Raw genomic sequence first — 19,163 nt, forward strand, 5'->3', positions numbered from 1 at the left:
GCGTTGCTCCTGCTTTCCCGGCTGCTGCCGGCTCCGCGAAACCGCAAACGGGCTCTTACTGCCTTTGCTGTTCCTGCAGCCAGTCGGCAAAGGTCTGGGAGCCCAGCCGCGCGCCGGCTCCGGGCAGCAATGTGCCATCGCGCATGGCACGCCCCATAGGCCCGGGAATGGGTATTTCCATCACGCGCTTTGCCCTTCCGGTGGCGTGTTTGAGATAGGCCCGGACCAGATCCGCCATCCGCTCTTCGCGCGGCCCGGCGAGATCTGCCACCACGCCTTGCGGCTGGGCCACCGCAAGCTTCACCAATTCGGCGGCGACTTCGGCCGCCGCGATCGGCTGCGAACGCATGGCCGGAGCGAATTGCGCTGGGCCGAGGCCCAAACGGCCTTGCATTTGACCGGCGAACTCGTGGAACTGGGAGGTGCGCAGCAGGGTATATCCGCCGGGCTGCGCCATCAGCAAACGCTCCTGGGCTGCCTTGCCCGCATAATACTGGGCATCCACCGCCAACGCGCCAATGATCGACAGGGCCACGTGATTGGCGCTGCCCACCGCGCGGCCGGCGGCCAGCAGGTTTTCGGTGACCCTTGTAAAGAAGTCCACCGCGGTGCTGGTGCGCATGCTTGCGGTGCCCGTGACGTCGATAACCGCGCCCACCCCTGCCATGGCTTGGGCCAGGCCGCGGCCGGTCAGCAGGTCCATGCCCGTTTTCCGGGTCAGGATCAGCGGCTGGTGACCGGCCATTTCAACTGCGGCCACCACGTGACGGCCGATAGTTCCGGTTCCACCTGCAATAGCAATCTTCATGGGCTTTCCCTATCTCGGATGCCTGCCACGTCAGCAGGCTCACCATGAGCACTGGCTCGTCTCTTTCCATTCCGACTCTACGACAAGCTCCGCGGTTTTGATCCGCAAAAAGCAAAAGAAGGTGTGCAGGGAAATTCCTGGTGGAATTCCCTGCACACCTTCGAAAACATTCGGGGACCGAGATTACTCGACGAATTCCTCCATGTCCACGTCCTTGGTCTCGCGGGTCAGGAAGAGCGCAAAGAGCGTCAGCACCGCGGCAATGGCCAGGTAGATTCCGACGCCCATCGTGTTGCCCTTGCCTGCGCTCCACAGTGCGATGGCCACGAACGAAGCCGGAGCCGCACCGATCACCGAAGACATGTTGTAGGCAACTGCCGAACCGGTGTAGCGCACGTTTGAAGGGAACAGCTCGGGCAGGAAAGAAGCCATCGGACCGAAGGTCAGGCCCATGAGCGTGAAACCGATGACCAGACCGGCCATCGCGGCGCCCTGCCCCGGACCGAAGAACAGGGTCCAGGCCAAGCCGAAGACCAAGATTCCGCTGGTAACCCAGATCAGGAACTTGCGGCGGCCGAACTTCTCGGCCAGCGGCCCGGAGACCACGGTGAAGATACCGAAGAAGACGACGCCGATGATGAGCATGGTCAAGAAGGTTGGGCGTTCGATCCCCAGGCCCGGGACGAACCCTTCGGCGCTGAAGGTTTTTCCTGCGGCCTCGGCGGCAGCCTGCCCTTGTTCAATCGTTGCCGCGGTGGTGCCGTAGGTCAGCGTGAACGAGGTCATCAGGTAGAAGAGCACATAGGTGGCAAGCATGATGAAGGTACCGGCCAAGGTTGGTCGCCAGTGGTTCTTCATGGTCACCGAGAATGGGGACTTCACCACCTTCTTCTCGTTGAGCACCTTCTGGAAGGACAGCGATTCCACGAGCTTCAGACGCACCCAGAGGCCGATGATGACCATCACCGCGGAGAAGTAGAACGGAACGCGCCAGCCCCAGGCCAAGAACTGCTCGGCGGTCAGCGTGGTCTGCAGGACCACAAACATCAGGTTAGCCAGGATGAAGCCAACCGGTGCGCCGAGCTGCGGGAAGGTTCCGTAGACCGCGCGCTTGTTCTTCGGAGCGTTTTCGGTGGCAAGCAATGCGGCACCGGACCACTCGCCGCCCAAGGCCAGGCCCTGTGCGAAGCGCAGGATCACCAGCGCCGTGGGCGCAAGTACCGTCCAGTGGCCCTGTGCGGCGGGCAGGAAGCCCATCAGGAAGGTCGCGATACCCATCAGCAGCAACGAGGCAACCAGAGTTCCCTTGCGTCCCAGCTTGTCACCGTAGTGGCCGAAGACGATCGAACCGAGCGGGCGCGCGATGAATGCGACACCAAAAATGGCGAAAGAGGACAGGATGGCGTTGATCGCCGTGGCGTTGGGGAAGAACAGCGTTGGGAAAACCAATACCGACGCGGTGGCGTAGGCATAGAAGTCGAAGAACTCGACCGTGGTGCCAATCATGCTGGCGAACAGCACGCGCCCACGGGTGTTTTCCTTTGGCGCTACTGTCTGGTTAGCCTGCGACATGGCGGCGGCTCCTTCTGAAGTGCGAGTAAAGGCTCGTTTATGACTTCATAATGGTAAGCCGAAACGACCAGTATGTGGATATTTGTGTCCAATATTTGGACACATTTTTTATTCAGCACCCGCCTGGCCACTTATCCGCCCCTGACTTGCGCGAAATGTGCTCCCGAATAGTGAGACGCGGCAATCGAACGCAGCGCATGCCCTATATCAAAAGACGAGCGGACTATGAAGTGCCCCACGAAAATATACTTCTGCGCCAATTTGCGGCAGTGGCCGTGCGCACCACCTGGCGCTGGCTTCCACCGGCCCTGACAGCGCGAAAAAGCCGGGCATTCCCGATTGCTGCTCAGGAACGCCCGGCTTATGCGGCAAGAGACCTAGATATGACGGTGCAAGCGGCGGGCGGCTTCGGCCAAAGAACCGGAGAGCGATGGGTAGACCGAGAAGGTCTCGGCTACATCATCCACGTGCAGGCTGTTCTGCACCGCAAGCGCCAGGGAGAAGATCAATTCGCTGGCCCGCGGCGCGACGACAACGCCACCGATAACGGTGCCCGAGCCCTTGCGCGCAACGATCTTCACGAAGCCCTGCTCGACGTTCATCATTTTTGCGCGAGCGTTGGTATTCAGGTCAATCTTGATGATGTTCGCCTGGTACTTGCCCTCGGCGACCGCACGCTGCGAGACGCCGACGGTAGCGATTTCCGGGGAGGTGAAGACGTTCGAGGAGACCAGATTCAGATCGATCGGCTTCACCGAGTCGCCGAGCAGGTGGGCAACGGCAATGCGGCCCTGCATCGCGGCCACCGAAGCCAGGGCGAAGACACCGGTGCAGTCGCCAGCGGCGTAGACGTTGGTGACGGTGGTGCGCGAGACACCGTCCACCTTGATGTGGCCCGAATCGCTGAGCTGAACGCCGGCTTCCTCCAAGCCGAGGCCTTCGGTATTCGGGATCCCGCCGACGGCTACCAGGCAATGGCTGCCTTCGAGCACTCGGCCATCGGCCAAGGTGACAAACACCTTGTCCCCCTTGCGCTCCACGCCTTCGGCGCGTGCCTGGGAAACGACGTTGACGCCGTTTTCCTTGAAGGCGTCCTCGAGCACGGCCGCGGCATCCGCATCCTCGCCCGGAAGCACACGGTCACGCGAGGAGACCAAGCTCACCTTGGCGCCGAGCAGATTGTAGGCCGAAGCGAACTCCGCACCGGTGACACCGGAGCCAACAACGATCAGGTGCTCTGGCACCTCGTTCATATTATAAATCTGGGTCCAATTGAAGATGCGCTCGCCATCTGGCTTGGCGGTAGGAAGTTCGCGCGGATGGGCGCCGACGGCAAGCAAGATGGCGTCGGCTTCGATCGACTGCTCCGAGCCGTCCGGGTGGCTTACCGCCACCGTCTTGCGGTCCACCAGGCGGCCGTCGCCGATCACGATACGCACCCCGGCACGCTCCAGGCCGGTGCGGATATCTCCGGACTGTTCCTTGGCCAAGGCCAGCAAACGGTGGTTGACCACCGAGAAGTCGGTCTGCGCATCGTTGATGCCCTCGATGTTGACACCGAAGGTTTCCGCATGCTGCACCCGGCGTACCGCGTCAGCGGTAGCGATGAGGGTTTTGGACGGCACGACATCCGTGAGGACCGCCGAACCACCCATCCCGGCACGCTCTACAACGGTGACATTGGCACCTAGCTGGGCGGCTCCCATGGCAGCTTCATAGCCACCTGGTCCGCCACCAAGGATTACTAAACGGGTTGCTTTATTCCTACGATCTGCGCTCACCTTTCCCATTGTTCACCATGCACCGGATTTGCGCACATCACGATCGAGTGAATTTCGCCCCGTTGCCACCGTTGCCACCTGACAAAGGGGCTACCTACCGGTAGCGTATTTCACGTGAATGATATGCAAAACGACCCACAGGCGTTGGCGGCACAGGCCGCCCAGGTAATTGCCGAGCAGACGAACGTCGAAAAGCACGACATCGCTCTGGTCCTAGGCTCCGGTTGGGGCCAGGCCGCCGAGCTGATCGGCGAGACCACCCACACCCTGGATGCCGCCAACATCCCCGGGTTCCATGCCCCGGCCGTACCCGGCCACCGCGGCAGCATTTCCTCGATCCTGACCGAAACCGGCAAGCGCGTGCTGGTCCTTGGCGCGCGCACCCACTATTACGAGGGGCGCGGCGTCCGTTCGGTAGTGCACCCGATCCGCACCGCTGCCGCTGCCGGCTGCACCCAAGTGGTGCTGACCAATGGCTGCGGCGGGCTGAATCCGGCATGGACTCCGGGTACCCCGGTGCTGATCTCGGATCATCTGAACCTCACCGCCGCCTCCCCGTTGGAAGGCGCCACCTTCGTGGACCTGACCGACCTCTACTCCTCGCGCCTGCGCGAGGTGGCCCGCGAGGTCGACCCGACCCTGGACGAAGGCGTGTACGCCCAGTTCACCGGCCCGCACTACGAGACCCCGGCCGAGGTGCGGTACGCCAAAACCATCGGCGCCGATCTGGTGGGCATGTCCACCGCGCTGGAAGCCATCGCCGCCCGCCATGCGGGAATGGAAATCTTCGGCATCTCGCTGGTGACCAACCTGGCCGCCGGCATCAGCCCGGTTCCATTGAGCCACGAAGAGGTGATCGAGGCCGGCCAGGCTGCCGGCCCGCGGATCTCGAAACTCCTGGCGCAGATCATCGCCCGGCTCTAGGCGAGAATCACCTTCACTTTTCGAGGCTAGGAAAACGATGAACCACACCGAGAAAATCCAGCTCCTCGCGCGGGCCGCCCAGTGGGCGGCACAGGATCCGGATGCGGCTACCGCCGAAGAACTCCAGCAGCTGATCTCCCGGGTCGAATCCGGGGATGCGATCGCCATGGAGGATCTTGCCGAGCGCTTTGCCGGCGTGCTCGAATTCGGAACCGCCGGGTTGCGTGCCGAGCTCGGCGCCGGCCCCATGCGGATGAACCGGGTCGTGGTCCTGCGCACCGCCGCCGGGATCGCCCGGTTCCTCAGCGAACGGGCCGCAGGCGCCTATGCGCCCAAGGTCGTGATCGGCTTCGACGCGCGCTACAACTCGGAGGTGTTCGCCGTGGATTCGGCGGCGGTCTTCACCGCCGCCGGCTTCGAGGTCCTGCTCATGCCTTCGGCACTGCCGACCCCGGTGCTCGCCTGGGCGGTGCGCACCTTCTCCGCGGAGGCCGGAGTCATGGTCACCGCGAGCCACAACCCGCCCCGCGATAACGGCTATAAGGTGTATGTCGGCGGCAGGGTGGCCGACGAGGTGGGCCGCGGCGCGCAGATCGTCTCCCCCATCGATGAGCAGATCGCGGAGCTCATCGATCCGAACCAGCCGGTGGCGCAGATTGAGCGTCAGGCCTCCGGGTGGACGGTGCTTCCAGGTCCCGGCCAGGACGGAGACATCGAGGCGGCCTATCTGGATTCGATCGGCAAGGTGATTGATCCGGCGGATGAAGCCCGCGCGCTGCACCGCAAGCAGCTGAAGGTGGTGGTCAGCGCCATGCACGGCGTCGGCGGTCACACCATGCGCCAAGCCTTGCGCAACGCGGCATTCACCGATGTGCATATGGTCCCCGAGCAGGAGCACCCTGATCCGGACTTCCCGACGGTGAAATTCCCCAATCCCGAAGAGCCCGGAGCCATCGATTTGTCCCTGGCCCTGGCGCGCAAACTCGGCGCAGATCTGGTCATCGCCAATGACCCCGACGCGGATCGTTGCGCCGGTGCCATCCATGACGGCACCGCGTGGCGCATGCTGCGCGGCGACGAAGTGGGCTGGCTGCTCGGAGACCAGCTTTCGCGCACCCTCCCGGCGGAACAGAAGCTGGCGAATTCAATCGTCTCCTCGCGCATGCTCGCCGCAATTGCCAAGGACAGCGGGCGCGAACACGAGGAGACCCTCACCGGTTTCAAGTGGATCTCGCGGGTGGAGAACCTCGGCTTCGGCTACGAAGAAGCACTGGGCTACTGCGTGGCTCCGGGGCTCGTGCGCGACAAGGACGGAATGTCCGCGGCGCTGGTGCTCGCAGACCTGGCGGCGGAGCTCAAGGCCGGCGGCAGCAGCATCCAGGGGCGCCTGGACGAGCTGGCGGCCCAACACGGCGTGCACGTCACCGACCAGCTTTCCCTGCGCTTCACCGACCTGTCGCAGATCCCGGTGCTGATGGACAAGATCCGCACCAGCGCCCCGGCGGAACTCGCCGGAGCGGCGGTCACCGAGGTCACCGACCTGTCCCGCGGCACCGAAAAGCTGCCGGCAACCAACGCAATGGTGCTGCACACCTTTACCGGGGCGCGCGTCATAGTCCGCCCCTCGGGCACCGAACCCAAGCTCAAGTGCTACCTCGAAACCGTGGAGCACGCAGATGACTTGGCCGGCGTGCCTGCCGCACGGGCGCGTGCCACCGAACAGTGTCTGGCCCTAAAGCGCGAACTCGAAGCGTTCCTGAACGAATAAATTGTTCGTGCAGGACCTGCTCAAAAACTAGGTAAGAGAACGAACAGAGGATCAAGATGAGTGAACTGAGCGCCCGCGACATTGCCGGCTTTATCGACCACACCCTGCTGGCACCGAACGCTTCACGCGAACAGATCGTGACGATCTGCGAGGAAGCCAAGAAGTATGAGTTCAAGTCCGTCTGCGTGAACCCGCTGTGGGTGTCCACGGTCTCCCGCGAGCTCTCCGGCTCCAACGTCTTAACCTGTTCGGTGATTGGCTTCCCGCTGGGCACTTCCACCACCGATACCAAGGTCTTTGAAACCCGCACCGCGGTAGCCGACGGCGCCAACGAGATCGACATGGTGATCGACGTGGCTGCGGCGCTGCGTGGTGATGGCGACGCGCTGGTTAACGAGATCTTCGCCATTGCCCAGGCAGCCCACGAAGGTGGCGCGATCTTGAAGGTCATTATCGAAACCTGCCTGCTTACCGAGGAGGCCAAGGTTCTGGCCTGCGAGGCAGCCAAGGCCGCGGGCGCCGATTTCGTGAAGACTTCCACCGGGTTCTCCACCGGCGGCGCCACCGTGGAAGATGTCGCCTTGATGCGCAAGACCGTCGGCCCTGGTCTGGGGGTCAAGGCTTCGGGCGGTGTGCGCAGCGTGGAAACCGCCCGGGCCATGATTGCCGCCGGCGCAACACGTCTCGGTTCCAGCTCCGGAGTTGCTATCCTAGAGGGAGAGCAAAGCGGGTCCAGCTACTAAGGCACCGCACCCATTCGTTTCCTCAAGGAGAAAAAGTGTACTCGAACGGCAAGAACACCGCCCACTCTGGTGAAGGTCGCCTCGTTGGCAACATCGTTAATACCGTGATCTTCCTGGTGCTGTTCTCGGCTGGCATCTACGCCCTGTCCTACTGGACCTTGGAGACCGCTTGGTGGCCAACCATCGCATGCTTCGTGCTGTCGTTCGGCGCCTTCGCGATTCCGATGCACCTGATGGGACGTTCGGACTCCATCGCCGTGGCTGCCGCAGCTAACACCGCCAAGTAAGTCAAGCTTGAATCAGGGGAGGTCTTCGGACCTCCCCTTTTTCGTGCCCAGCCCGGCCAAGGCTGCTTGCTTGGGCTTAGGCTGCCAGACTAGTCTCAAGCCATGACCAGCAACTGGCACGAACGCATCGAATTATTCTGGAACACCGCAGGGACTAAAAATCCAGATGCCCTGCGCAATGAGTTGGCGCAACTACTTGCGCAAAAGCCAGCAAATGATGCTGAGGCCCTTTTTGAACGAGCCTCTCTGCACGATTATCTGGGCGAGGAAGCCCTGGCCATCGGCCCCTACCGCGCGGCCATGGCCGGGACGTTGAGCGAGCAGAAACTGAGCGAAGCGCGAATCCAGCTGGCCAGCACCCTGCGCAATGTGGGTGAGTTCCAGGAAGCCATCAAGCTGCTCCGTGCGGTCGGCCCGGACTCTTCCCTGCACCGCGATGCGCAAGCGTTTCTCGCCTTGGCCTTGCATGATGCCGGCGAAGGCACCGCGGCCCTTCGGGTCGCCTTGCAAGCATTGGCTCCGAGCCTGGCACTCTATGCCCGGCCGGTGCACGACTACGCGGACGAATTACACGCTGAATGACCGATGGCCGGGATCCCAGAATCCAGTTCTGGGATCCCGGCCATCGGTTTGCTCGAGGCCTACTTTTTCGCTTCGGCCACCGCTGGCGTCGGCTCGAAGATTCCGTAGAGCATGCGTTCGGCCCATTCCAGGATCGCCTCGTCGGCCAGGTCCTTGCCGCCCACCGGCGAAGTCCGCGGCTTCGGGATGAAGATCGCGTTCAAGGCCGGCTTGTTCGCGGCCCCTGGGTAGAGGCGTTCCAAACGGACCTGGCGCGAGGCCGGAAGGTCTTCGATCTTTGCCGGAGACACCTTGATGTGGTTCCCGATCTGCTGGATGTCACGCAGCCCCACCGCGCGTGCCCTCACGCGCAGCGCCGCGACACGCATCAGGTTCTCTACCGGCTGCGGCAGCTTGCCATAGCGGTCCTCGAGTTCCTCGCGGACCTCGGCGAGCGCTTCGGCAGTTTCGGCTCCGGCAATATTGCGGTAGGCCTCCAAGCGCAGTCGTTCGCCCGGCACGTATTCGTGGGGCAGGTGCGCATTGACCGGAAGGTCAATTTTCATTTCGGTGGCTTCTTCTTCGCCTTCGCCCTTGAAGTCCGCTACCGCCTCGCCGACCAGGCGCAGGTAGAGGTCGAAGCCGACCCCGGCGATATGTCCTGACTGCTCCCCGCCGAGCAGGTTGCCTGCTCCGCGCAATTCAAGATCCTTCATCGCCAATTGGTAGCCCGAGCCGAGCTCGTTATGCGCCGCCACGGCCTTCAGCCGTTCCAGCGCCACCTCGCCGAGCGGCTTCTCCACATCCCAAAGGAAGTAGGCGTAGGCGCGCTCGCGGGCACGTCCTACACGCCCGCGAAGCTGGTGAAGCTGGGAGAGCCCGTAGTTGTTCGCCCGGTCCACGATCAGCGTGTTGGCGTTCGAGATGTCCAGGCCGGTTTCGATGATGGTGGTGGAGACCAGCACATCGAACTTCTTCTCCCAGAAGTCCTGGATGATCCGTTCCAGCCGCGATTCGCTCATCTTGCCGTGCGCCACCTCGACGCGCGCCTCGGGAACCAGTTCGCGCAGCTCCGCGGCGACCCGGTCGATGGAGGAGACCCGGTTGTGCACGAAGAACACCTGCCCGTCGCGCATCAGCTCGCGGCGGATCGCGGCGGAAATCTGCTTATCGCTGCGCGGACCGACGAAGGTCAGCACCGGGTGGCGCTCCTCCGGCGGGGTGGCCAGCGTCGAGGTCTCGCGGATTCCGGTTAGGCTCATTTCCAAGGTGCGCGGAATAGGCGTGGCGCTCATCGCCAGCACATCCACGTTGGTGCGCAGTTTCTTCAGCTCTTCCTTGTGTTCCACACCGAAGCGCTGTTCCTCGTCGATGACCACCAGCCCGAGGTTCTTGAACTGGACGGTCTTGGACAGCAGCCGGTGGGTGCCGATCACGATATCGATCGAGCCGTCCTTGAGCCCGGCAAGGATTTCCTTGGATTCCTTGGCCGTCTGGAAGCGGGAGAGCGACTTCACCCGCAGCGGGAAGCCCGAATAGCGTTCGGTGAAGGTCTGGTGGTGCTGGGAGGCAAGCAGAGTGGTTGGCACCAAGATGGCCACCTGCTTGGAGTCCTGGACCGCCTTGAACGCGGCGCGGACCGCGATCTCGGTCTTGCCGAAGCCCACGTCGCCGGAGATCAGCCGGTCCATGGGGATCTCGCGTTCCATGTCCTGCTTGACCTCGTTGATGGCGGTGAGCTGATCCGGGGTCTCGATATAGGCGAAGGCCTCTTCGAGCTCGTTCTGCCAGGGGGTGTCCGGACCGAAGGAGTGGCCGCGACTCGCCATTCGCGCGGAGTACAGCTTGATCAGGTCCCCGGCGATCTCCTTGACCGCCTTGCGGGCCTTTGATTTGGTGCTGGCCCAGTCCGAGCCGCCCATCTTGGACAGACTTGGCGCTTCGCCTCCCACGTAGCGGGTGACCAGATCCAGCTGCTCCATCGGAACGAAGAGCCGGTCCCCCGGTGCCCCGCGCTTCGAAGCGGAGTATTCCACCACGAGGTATTCGCGTTTGGCATCCTTCGAGGAGCCGGACACCTTGCGTGCCACCAGTTCCACGAATTTGCCGATGCCGTGCTGCTCGTGCACGATGTAGTCGCCGGCTTGCAGGGACAGCGGATCCACCGCATTGCGCTTGCGCTTGGCGCTGAGCTTGCGCGTCTTGCGGCTGCCATAGGCGCTCGAACGACCCAACAGGTCGGCCTCGGTCAGCAACCCGAACTTCAGCTCGTCGAAAACGAAGCCGCGCCCCGCGGTGGCCTGCGTGATTTCGATGAGTCCCGCCGTGGGCAGCTGGCTGAGCTCCGGGACGCGGTGCGCCGGGATCTGGTATTCCTGGAAAAGCTCGGACAGCCGCGCCGCCGGGCCCGGGCCTTCGGTGGCCACCACCAAGCGCCACCCGTCCTTGACCCGGCCGGAGAGGAACTCCATCATCGCTTCGATATCGCCCTGGTAGCCGCGTGGTTCGCGGGCCTCCACCCGGATGGTCGCCGCGCCAAGGTCAAGATCTTCATCCGCGCCCAGCGAGGTCAGCGACCACCACGAGACCTTGGCATCCTTCGCATGCTCAACGGTTTCGGCCAGCGAGGCGAAGTCGCCGGAGGCGAGCTTGCGTCCGGACTCCGCGGTGCTCAGATCCAATGGCGCCGCCGCGCCGTCGGAGGCCGAGGCCCATGCCGCGGCCAGGAATTCAGCGTTGGTCGCATTCAAGTCGTGGGCGCGCGAGCGGACTCGCTCGGGTTCCATCACCAGCGCGATGGACGAGGCCGGAAGCAGCGAGAGCAACGGCACCATCTCATCGACCAACAGCGGCGCCAAAGATTCCATGCCTTCCACGGCAATGCCGCCGGCAATTTTGGTCAGCATTTCCGTCGCCGCGGGGAAGTTCGCCTTGAGGTTGGCGGCCCGGCTCATCACCTGCGGGGTAATGAGCATTTCGCGGCAGGGAGTGGCCACGATCTTGGCTGGGGCCTCGCCCTCCAAGGAACGCTGATCGGCGATCGAGAAGTAGCGCATCGAATCGATTTGCTCGCCGAAGAAGTCGATGCGCACCGGATGCTCAAGAGTTGGCGGGAAGACGTCGATGATGCCGCCGCGGACGGCAAATTCGCCGCGATGAGTGACCATGTCCACCCGGGCATAAGCCGCCGCGGCCAGATCCCTGATGACTCTTTCGAAGCCCGGCTCCGCGTCGAGTTCGAGTTCCACCGGGCGCAGCTTGCCCAACCCGGAGACCAGCGGCTGGAGCACCGCGCGGATCGGCGCGATGATGACCTTCAGCTTCGGGTCTCCATCGTGCAGCCGCCGCAGGACTTCCAAGCGACGGCCCACGGTATCGCTGCGCGGGGAGAGCCGCTCATGTGGCAGGGTCTCCCAGGAAGGGAACTCCGCGATCTGCTCTGCGGGCATGTACGCGGTCAGGGACGCCGAGACGTCCTCGGCCTCGCGCCCGGTGGCGGTCACGATCAGCATGACCGACTGGTCTTGCCCGGAGAAGAGCCCCTCGGCGACGTGGGCGCCGAGAATTGCGCGCATCCCCGGTGGGGCGGCGATCTCTAGCGCTTCGCTGCGGGCGTTGAACGCCAACGAGGCGCCTTGCTGGATTCGCCTAAATGACGGTTCCTCGCGCAGGAAATCATGAAGTCCGCTCAGGCTCATGTTGCTTAAAGTTCCTCTCCTGAAGGCAAAATATCCGGTAGCGCACCACAAACAACGACCGCAAAATGTTTCCGCGGTCGGCGCAATGCCAATATGTTGTTTTATGCTGCCTTCCTAGCCTACCTAACCTGAGGGAACCGATAGGGTTAATAACGACCAGAACCGGCACGGAACACAAGTTTGTTCTGCACGACCGCCGAACCTTTCAAGAACGGGATTCGTATTCATGGCATTGAACGCAAGCACGCAGATCGCGCACCCTGCAGACCAGGTCATCGCGACCTTGGCCGATCGCGGTTTCGCCGAGCATCTGACCTCGCTCGCCAAGGGCACGTTGACGAGTTTCACCGTTGAGGGCGACACCAATAGCGCCTTCACCCTGACCACCGTCCGCGCGCTGCCCACCGACCGCGTGCCGGACTTCGCCCGTAAATTCGTGGGCGCTTCCATTGATGTCACGCAGGTGGAGCAGTGGAGCGCACCGGATGCAGCAGGCAATCGTTCGGCATCGGTGAAGATCAACGTGGCAGGCGTTCCGGTGTCGGTCTCCGGCACCGAGTCGTTGAGCCCAGCCGGTGAGCAGAGCGATTTCGCCATCGATGCGAAGGTTTCCTCGTCGATTCCGTTCATCGGCGGCAAGCTTGCCTCCGCTGCGGAGCCGTATCTGGGCAAGGCGCTGAACATGCAGGCCGCTCAGGTCAATGAGTGGCTCTCGCGGTAACCGCCGTCGAGAACCAACGGCAATATCCCGGGTCGGTGTGAAGATGCGCTCACCCGGGATTTTGTGGTTCCAGCCACGTTTCGCGCTAATGTTAAAGTCAGGTGTGCCGGGAAGTCTGGTCGGCGAACAAATTTTCATTTATCGAAGTAAGCGAGTTCAACAATGACTCCAACGCCCTCTTCAGGTTCGCCAAGGAACCTGTTTTCGCGCCCAAGCTACAAAGAGTCGGTGCGCATTGGAGATATCCTGCGCAAGGAAACCGTCGGCGGCATGGTCCTCATCGCTGGCGCGATCCTCGCGCTCATTTGGGCGAACACGCCGATGCGCGATTCCTATTTTGCGCTGCGTGATTTCCACTTCGGGCCCACCCTCTTCGGTGTCGACCTGAATCTTTCCATCGGCCACTGGGCAGCCGACGCCCTGCTGGCGGTGTTCTTCTTCCTGACCGGTCTGGAATTGAAGAAAGAATTCGTCATTGGCGATCTGCGCAACGTCAAAACCGCGGCGGTCCCGGTCGCCGCTGCCTTCGGTGGCGTGCTGGTTCCGGCGTTGGTCTTCGTGGCTATTGCCGCCGGCTCCGGGGGCGGCACCGAGCTGCTCCGCGGCTGGGCCATCCCCACGGCGACCGATATCGCTTTCGCCGTCGCGGTGCTTGCCGTCATCGGTTCGGCTCTGCCGGCCGCGCTGCGCATCTTCTTGCTGACCCTCGCGGTGGTTGATGATCTGATCGCCATCGTCATCATCGCCTTCGTCTTCACCGACGAGCTCAAGCTGGCCTACCTCGGGCTGGCCCTGATTCCGATCATCCTGTTCACCGTGCTGGCCCGCTCGCTGGGCAAGTTCTTCGCCAAGCGCGCCTGGGCGGCGTGGGCGATCCTGTTGCCGCTGGGCGTCATTACCTGGATCTTCATCTTCGGCTCGGGCATTCACGCAACCATCGCGGGCGTGGTTCTGGGCTTCTGCATCCCGGTCAAACGCACCGACGGCCGCGAAGGCTACGGTTTGTCCGAACTCTTCGAGCACCGTTTCCGTCCGCTCTCTTCCGGTTTCTGCATCCCGATCTTCGCCTTCTTCGCCGCGGGTGTCACGGTGGTTTCCTCCGATTCCGGCGGCGGCGGGCTGTTCACCGACCCGGTGCTCTGGGGCATCGTGCTTGGCCTGGTGCTCGGCAAGCCGATCGGCATCATGGGCTTCACCTGGTTGCTCACCAAGTTCACCAAGGCGTCCTTGGACAAGGACGCCAAATGGGCTGATCTGTTCGGCGTGACACTGCTGGCGGGCATCGGCTTCACCGTCTCCTTGCTGGTCTCCGAGCTGTCCTTCGGTCTGGAATCGGAGCACTACGAGCATGCAAAGGTCGCAATTCTGGCCGGTTCCTTCATCGCCGCGATCCTCGGGGCCTTGTGGCTGATTCCGCGCAACCGTGGGTACAAGATCATTGCCGCCCGCGAAACACGCGATGACAACAAAGACGGCATCCCGGATGTTTACCAGCCCGGTGACAAAGACTAGCTCTGCTTGACGAAGAAACCCTTGCTCGGCACATTTTCAATGTGCGGAGCAAGGGTTTCTTATATCTAGAGGCTCTGGCGCTGCCCTGAGATCCGCTCAGGCGTTGGCACCCAGCATGGCGGCTTCGGCTGCCACCCAGGCGAGCATGGCGCATTTGACGCGTGCCGGGAACTTGGAGACACCAACGAATGCCGCAGCGTCTTCCAGCACGTCCTCGTCCGGAACCATGGTGCCCCGCGAGCGCATCATTTCACGGAAGACTTCCAGCTTGTCCAGGAATTCATCCTTGGTCATCTCCGGGAGCATCTCGCTGAGCACCGAGGCGGAGGCCATGGAGATGGAACAGCCATCTCCTTCCCAGCTCATCGCGGTGAAATGCGCGTCGCCATCCAGAGCCACGCGGACACGGATCTGATCTCCGCAGATGGGATTGTGCTGGTGCGATTCGCCATGCAGTTCGCCGTCTGCCGGGTCGGCCAAGGGCGAGCCGAAGCGACGCTTGGCGTGGTCGAGGATGACCTGTTGGTACAGCTGATCTAGCTCGTTCATTTAAACTCCAAAGTATTCACGCACGGAGGCAACGGCCTCGATCAGCGCGGTAACGTCCTGCTCGGTGTTGTAAAGGTAGGTGCTTGCACGAGTCGTGGCAGATACTCCCAGGGCACGGTGCAGCGGCTGGGCGCAATGGTGTCCGACGCGCACGGCGATGCCGCGCGAGTCCAGGAACTGGCCCACATCATGCGGGTGGACCCCGATGACTTCGAAAGGCACGGTGCCGATGCGCTTGATGCCGGAGGGACCGAAAACGCGCACGCCATCCAGCTTAGCCAGTCCCTCGAAGAGCATGGCCCCGAGGTGCTCCTCCCAGGCGGCAATGCGGTCCATGCCGATCTCGTCCAAGTAGCTGGCGGCGGTAGCCAGGCCATGGACCTGCGCGATGCGCTGCGTCCCGGCTTCGAAGCGCTGCGGCGACGGAAGAAATTCGGCATGCTCCATATCGACCACGGTGATCATCGATCCGCCGGTCAGGAACGGCGGCATGGCGTCCAGCAGCTCGGCACGACCGTAGAGGCCGCCGATACCTGTTGGGCCAAGCATCTTATGCCCGGAGAAGGCCATGAAGTCCACGTCCAGGGCCTTCACATCAACGGGCATATGCGGAACCGACTGGCATCCGTCCAGCACCGTCAGCGCCCCGACCTTCCGCGCGGCGGTGACAAAACGCGCAACGTCCGTGATGGTGCCCAACACGTTGGACACATGGGTGAAGGCCACCAATTTGGTCTTCTCGTTGATCAGCTCGTCGAGCAACTCATAGCGCAGTGCCCCGTGCTCGTCGACCGGCACGTAACGCAAGGTCGCGCCGGTGCGGAAAGCCAATTCCTGCCAAGGGATCAGGTTTGCGTGGTGCTCGATCTCGGTCACCAGGATCTCATCGCCGGCACCGATCCGGAAGCGTGCGGAAGCCTCGCCGCCGCGGCCGAGCGAGGCGTTGGAAAGCGAGTAGGAGATGAGGTTCAACGCTTCGGTGGCATTCGAGGTCCACACCAGTTCGTTGCTGCGCGCGCCGATGAACTTGGCCACGGTTTCGCGTGCCTGCTCGAAAATATCGGTGGCTTCAACGGCGAGGGTATGTGCACCGCGGTGCACTGCCGAGTTGGCGTTCTCGTAGTAATGCTGCTCGGCTTCGTAGACGCAGCGTGGCTTCTGGCTGGTCGCTCCGGAGTCCAAATAGATGAGCTCGGTGCCGTTGACCTGGTGCTCCAGGATTTCAAAGTCTGCTTTGATCCGTGCGACCTCTGTTTGAGAGAGCGCTTCGGTGGTTTCTGGGTGACCGGTAACCGTCTGCACGTGGTCCTCCGAGGTAATGGATGTGGTTTGCCAGATCGCTTAAGCTGATTAGGCAAAGGGTACATTAGCTAATTATTCCACTCTAGAACGCAGAACACATCTAAGTAAGTCCTTAGTTAGCAACCCCTCAGCAAAGGCAAAACGGCCAGAACCCCTGCCGCAGTGGCAAAAATTCTGACCGCTTTGATCGCAATACGATCAGGAAGTGTGAAACTTCTCCTGCGCCGCTTCCAACCCGGAGGACATCAACAGTTCGACTGCGTCCGCCGAATTGTCGATGAGAAACGGCAGCGCTTGCTTTTCGGTTTTCGAGAAGTCCTGCAGCACCCAGTCCGCGGTATCCATGCGCCCGGCGGGACGCCCCACGCCGGCACGCACGCGAAGATAGTCCTTGGAGCCCATGGCCTTGGAGATATCGCGCAGCCCGTTGTGGCCGCCTTCTCCCCCGCCGCGCTTGAGCTTGACCGTGTCGAAGGGAATGTCGATCTCGTCGTGGACGACGATCAATTTTTCGATCCCGATGCCAAAGAACTTGGCGAGGTTCGCGACCGGCCCGCCGGAGAGGTTCATGTAGGTCAGGGGTTTGGCCAAGACGATGCGGGGCCCGCCGATGCCTAGCCGGCCCTGGATAATCTGGGCGCGCGAGGTATGGGTTTTGAATTTCGAGCCGGAACGTTGCGCCAACTCGTCGAGCACCATGTGCCCGATATTGTGCCTATTGCCAGCGTAGCCGGGCCCGGGATTCCCGAGCCCGGCTACCAGCCAAGTGTCATTGCTCATGAGTCTTAGCTACTAAAAGCTGTATTGCAGTTCCGAAGAGTGCAATTACGCAGCGATCAGCAGGTCCATGTGATCAACGGTGCGGTTGATGGCGTGGACCTGAACATCCTTGATCGAGGTGGTAACTTCCTTGCCCTCGATGTTCAGAACCAGCTGAACGCCGCGGTCACGGATGGCCAGGGTGGTCTCGTGGATTGGCAGCAGGATGTGCTGTGGCTCGGAGCCTGCACCGTAGATGACTGCTGGGATCATGCCGTCACGGCGGGCCTGACGGGCTGCGCCCTTGCCGAAATCGGAACGGACTACGGCGTCAAGGTTGACAGATGCCATGATGAATCTCCTTAGAGTAAATGAATGCTTCTTCTTACGCCCTGCGTGGACCTGGGAAGCATCCATCATCTGGAGATGAAAGAGCTTTTCCGGCCTTGTCGATAACGGCTACATCAAAAAAGATGTTTCCCTCGCCTGGGCACAATGAGTAATTCTACCAGTTACTCACCCCGGAGAAAAAACATGTAGCCCATCCCACATCATCAAGAGATGATACCTTTTGGCATAGTTCCGCTCCCCCGGTAGCGTGGCAACAATCCAATAGATCAACGGTGAGAATCCGCCTAAACCAAGGAGCACTTGTGGCTACGAAACAACCAGCGATGTCACCGTCCGAGATGCCGGTTTCAGATGTCTTGGACCGTGCCCCCGGGACACGGCGGGCCGAGGCCGAGGAGCTGCTGGGCCTCTATCAGGAAATCACTGCAGAGACACCGGTGGTCTGGGCCGGAAAAATCATCGGGTTCGGTGAATACGAATACTTCCACGCCAACGGGCGCAGCGCACGGGCTCCGCTCATGGCCTTTGCCCCGGGATCTGCAAAGCACACCCTCTATCTCCAAAGCGATTTCGCCGAGAAGTGGCCCGAACTGCTCGCGGCGCTCGGCCCGCACCGGGCCAGCAAGGCCTGCCTCTATCTGGGACGGCTGTCCAAGATCGATCTGGGCGTGCTTCGTGAGCTGCTCGAAGCCTCTCATGCCTTGGCGCGCACCGAAGCCGGGCAGGGTCCGGCTTCCGACGGCTGAGCTTCATGCGCTGGTAAATAGCTTTTAACGGCTTCTGGCCGGCACCCGAAGGTGCCGGCCAGAAGCTTGCGAAACGAGGACTGCTAGGCGCGGCCGTCGAAGAGGTTCGTCACCGAACCTTCGTGGAAGACCTCGGAGATGGCGCGAGCCAGCATCGGTGCGATCGAAAGCACGGTGAGGTTCTCGAAGCGCTTCTCTTCAGGGATCGGCAGGGTGTTGGTGACAACCACTTCGGTGGCACCGGACTCGGCCAGACGCTGCGCGGCAGGCTCGGAGAACACCGCGTGGGTCGCGGCGATGATAACGTCCTTGGCTCCGGCTTCCTTCAGCACGCGCACCGCTCCGGCGATGGTTCCACCGGTGTCGATCATGTCGTCGATCAGCACCGCGGTGCGGCCTTCAACCTGGCCCACCACGGTTTTTGACTCGGCCTGGTTAGGCATGGTCAGATCGCGGGACTTGTGGACGAACGCCAGCGGGGCACCGCCGAGGCGTTCGGCCCACTGCTCGGCAACGCGCACGCGGCCGGTGTCCGGGGAAACCACGGTAACCTGCTCCACATCCACCTTCGTGCGGATGTAGTCGGCCAGCAGCGGGAAAGCAAACAGGTGGTCCACCGGGCCGTCGAAGAAGCCCTGGATCTGCGCGGTGTGCAGAGCGCAAGAGATCACCCGGTCCGCGCCTGCGGTCTTGAACAGGTCGGCGACCAGACGAGCCGAGATCGGCTCGCGGCCACGGCCCTTCTTGTCCTGGCGGGCATACGGGTAGAACGGTGCGACCACGGTGATGCGCCGCGCCGAGGCACGCTTCATCGAATCGATCATGATCAGCTGTTCCATCAGCCAGTTGTTCAGTGGGGCCGGGTAGGACTGCAGCAGGAAGACTTCCTTGCCGCGGACCGACTCATCCGACCGAACGTAGATCTCGCCGTTAGCGAAGTCGTAGGCGTTCAACGGGAGCAGTTCGGTGTCCAGTTCCTTGGCGACTTCCGCTGCCAGTTCCGGGTGTGCCCGGCCGGTGGCCAGGACCAGCTTTTTATCGACATTATGGCTGATTTCACTCATGGGGTTTGCTTTCTCGC

General features: G+C 62.3%; 17 protein-coding genes. 8 read left to right on the forward strand and 9 right to left on the reverse strand.

The genetic code is table 11. The features are described 5' to 3' along the window. Positions 1-55 precede the first annotated feature (55 nt). From ACT3TP_RS02530 to ACT3TP_RS02540, 3 genes are all read right to left on the reverse strand, one after another. Positions 56-808, reverse strand: a complete 753-nt coding sequence (locus tag ACT3TP_RS02530) for an SDR family oxidoreductase (RefSeq protein WP_444619140.1) — start codon at positions 806-808, stop codon at positions 56-58. A gap of 183 nt (positions 809-991) precedes the next feature. Next, the gene (locus ACT3TP_RS02535) at positions 992-2,380 is read right to left on the reverse strand and encodes an MFS transporter (protein ID WP_444619142.1); all 1,389 of its coding nucleotides are present in this window, start codon (positions 2,378-2,380) and stop codon (positions 992-994) included. A gap of 377 nt (positions 2,381-2,757) precedes the next feature. Then, the gene (locus ACT3TP_RS02540) at positions 2,758-4,170 is read right to left on the reverse strand and encodes an NAD(P)H-quinone dehydrogenase (protein ID WP_444619144.1); all 1,413 of its coding nucleotides are present in this window, start codon (positions 4,168-4,170) and stop codon (positions 2,758-2,760) included. A 114-nt stretch (positions 4,171-4,284) separates the two neighbouring features. Here ACT3TP_RS02540 and ACT3TP_RS02545 point away from each other — a divergent pair, with 114 nt between their 5' ends. The 5 genes from ACT3TP_RS02545 (at position 4,285) to ACT3TP_RS02565 (ending at position 8,465) form a co-directional block, all read left to right on the forward strand. Continuing rightward, on the forward strand, positions 4,285-5,085 hold the full coding sequence (locus tag ACT3TP_RS02545; RefSeq protein ID WP_096287565.1) for a purine-nucleoside phosphorylase: 801 nt from the start codon (positions 4,285-4,287) through the stop codon (positions 5,083-5,085). A 37-nt stretch (positions 5,086-5,122) separates the two neighbouring features. After that, on the forward strand, positions 5,123-6,853 hold the full coding sequence (locus tag ACT3TP_RS02550) for a phospho-sugar mutase (protein ID WP_444619146.1): 1,731 nt from the start codon (positions 5,123-5,125) through the stop codon (positions 6,851-6,853). 56 nt (positions 6,854-6,909) lie between these two features. Continuing rightward, positions 6,910-7,596: a deoxyribose-phosphate aldolase gene (gene deoC, locus ACT3TP_RS02555; protein ID WP_096287569.1), complete on the forward strand. Its 687-nt coding sequence runs from the start codon at positions 6,910-6,912 to the stop codon at positions 7,594-7,596. A gap of 35 nt (positions 7,597-7,631) precedes the next feature. Next, positions 7,632-7,883 carry a hypothetical protein gene (locus ACT3TP_RS02560; RefSeq protein WP_096287571.1) on the forward strand — a complete coding sequence of 84 codons (252 nt, stop codon included), beginning with the start codon at positions 7,632-7,634 and terminating at the stop codon, positions 7,881-7,883. 102 nt (positions 7,884-7,985) lie between these two features. Continuing rightward, a complete protein-coding gene (locus tag ACT3TP_RS02565; protein WP_255248487.1) occupies positions 7,986-8,465 on the forward strand; it encodes a tetratricopeptide repeat protein in 480 nt (159 codons plus the stop codon). A 59-nt stretch (positions 8,466-8,524) separates the two neighbouring features. On the opposite strand, the gene mfd is transcribed toward ACT3TP_RS02565, so the two are convergent. Further along, the gene (gene mfd, locus ACT3TP_RS02570; protein ID WP_444619148.1) at positions 8,525-12,142 is read right to left on the reverse strand and encodes a transcription-repair coupling factor; all 3,618 of its coding nucleotides are present in this window, start codon (positions 12,140-12,142) and stop codon (positions 8,525-8,527) included. A 226-nt stretch (positions 12,143-12,368) separates the two neighbouring features. On the opposite strand from mfd, the gene ACT3TP_RS02575 reads away from it, so the two are divergent. Together ACT3TP_RS02575 and nhaA are read left to right on the forward strand one after the other, a co-directional pair. Continuing rightward, entirely contained in the window at positions 12,369-12,863 is a 495-nt protein-coding gene (locus ACT3TP_RS02575; protein WP_444619150.1) for a DUF2505 domain-containing protein, read from the forward strand. Positions 12,864-13,091: 228 nt separating this feature from the next. Next, positions 13,092-14,375, forward strand: a complete 1,284-nt coding sequence (nhaA, locus tag ACT3TP_RS02580; protein WP_444619152.1) for a Na+/H+ antiporter NhaA — start codon at positions 13,092-13,094, stop codon at positions 14,373-14,375. A 96-nt stretch (positions 14,376-14,471) separates the two neighbouring features. Here the strand turns inward: nhaA and sufU are convergent, their stop codons facing one another. The 4 genes from sufU to ACT3TP_RS02600 form a co-directional block, all read right to left on the reverse strand. Beyond that, positions 14,472-14,924, reverse strand: a complete 453-nt coding sequence (sufU, locus tag ACT3TP_RS02585) for a Fe-S cluster assembly sulfur transfer protein SufU (protein WP_444619154.1) — start codon at positions 14,922-14,924, stop codon at positions 14,472-14,474. After that, the gene (locus ACT3TP_RS02590) at positions 14,925-16,226 is read right to left on the reverse strand and encodes a SufS family cysteine desulfurase (protein ID WP_444619156.1); all 1,302 of its coding nucleotides are present in this window, start codon (positions 16,224-16,226) and stop codon (positions 14,925-14,927) included. A gap of 198 nt (positions 16,227-16,424) precedes the next feature. Then, on the reverse strand, positions 16,425-17,006 hold the full coding sequence (pth, locus tag ACT3TP_RS02595; protein WP_444619159.1) for an aminoacyl-tRNA hydrolase: 582 nt from the start codon (positions 17,004-17,006) through the stop codon (positions 16,425-16,427). 45 nt (positions 17,007-17,051) lie between these two features. Further along, entirely contained in the window at positions 17,052-17,336 is a 285-nt protein-coding gene (locus ACT3TP_RS02600) for a 50S ribosomal protein L25 (RefSeq protein ID WP_096287585.1), read from the reverse strand. Between the two features lie 302 nt (positions 17,337-17,638). Here ACT3TP_RS02600 and ACT3TP_RS02605 point away from each other — a divergent pair, with 302 nt between their 5' ends. Beyond that, positions 17,639-18,082 (forward strand): DUF1801 domain-containing protein, encoded by a 444-nt coding sequence (locus ACT3TP_RS02605; protein WP_444619161.1) that lies wholly within the window; start codon positions 17,639-17,641, stop codon positions 18,080-18,082. Positions 18,083-18,165: 83 nt separating this feature from the next. Here the strand turns inward: ACT3TP_RS02605 and ACT3TP_RS02610 are convergent, their stop codons facing one another. Next, positions 18,166-19,146 (reverse strand): ribose-phosphate diphosphokinase, encoded by a 981-nt coding sequence (locus tag ACT3TP_RS02610; protein WP_444619163.1) that lies wholly within the window; start codon positions 19,144-19,146, stop codon positions 18,166-18,168. Between the last annotated feature and the right edge of the window lie 17 nt (positions 19,147-19,163).

Source organism: Glutamicibacter sp. AOP38-B1-38 (assembly GCF_052377485.1).
GTDB lineage: Bacteria > Actinomycetota > Actinomycetes > Actinomycetales > Micrococcaceae > Glutamicibacter.

Excerpts from the sequence above, each read along its gene's own strand:
- ACT3TP_RS02530 (WP_444619140.1), bottom strand. The coding sequence starts at position 808 with ATGAAGATTGCTATTGCAGGTGGAACCGGAACTATCGGCCGTCACGTG.
- ACT3TP_RS02535 (WP_444619142.1), bottom strand. The coding sequence starts at position 2,380 with ATGTCGCAGGCTAACCAGACAGTAGCGCCAAAGGAAAACACCCGTGGG.
- ACT3TP_RS02540 (WP_444619144.1), bottom strand. The coding sequence starts at position 4,170 with ATGGGAAAGGTGAGCGCAGATCGTAGGAATAAAGCAACCCGTTTAGTA.
- ACT3TP_RS02545 (WP_096287565.1), top strand. The coding sequence starts at position 4,285 with ATGCAAAACGACCCACAGGCGTTGGCGGCACAGGCCGCCCAGGTAATT.
- ACT3TP_RS02550 (WP_444619146.1), top strand. The coding sequence starts at position 5,123 with ATGAACCACACCGAGAAAATCCAGCTCCTCGCGCGGGCCGCCCAGTGG.
- deoC (WP_096287569.1), top strand. The coding sequence starts at position 6,910 with ATGAGTGAACTGAGCGCCCGCGACATTGCCGGCTTTATCGACCACACC.
- ACT3TP_RS02565 (WP_255248487.1), top strand. The coding sequence starts at position 7,986 with ATGACCAGCAACTGGCACGAACGCATCGAATTATTCTGGAACACCGCA.
- mfd (WP_444619148.1), bottom strand. The coding sequence starts at position 12,142 with ATGAGCCTGAGCGGACTTCATGATTTCCTGCGCGAGGAACCGTCATTT.
- ACT3TP_RS02575 (WP_444619150.1), top strand. The coding sequence starts at position 12,369 with ATGGCATTGAACGCAAGCACGCAGATCGCGCACCCTGCAGACCAGGTC.
- sufU (WP_444619154.1), bottom strand. The coding sequence starts at position 14,924 with ATGAACGAGCTAGATCAGCTGTACCAACAGGTCATCCTCGACCACGCC.
- pth (WP_444619159.1), bottom strand. The coding sequence starts at position 17,006 with ATGAGCAATGACACTTGGCTGGTAGCCGGGCTCGGGAATCCCGGGCCC.
- ACT3TP_RS02600 (WP_096287585.1), bottom strand. The coding sequence starts at position 17,336 with ATGGCATCTGTCAACCTTGACGCCGTAGTCCGTTCCGATTTCGGCAAG.
- ACT3TP_RS02610 (WP_444619163.1), bottom strand. The coding sequence starts at position 19,146 with ATGAGTGAAATCAGCCATAATGTCGATAAAAAGCTGGTCCTGGCCACC.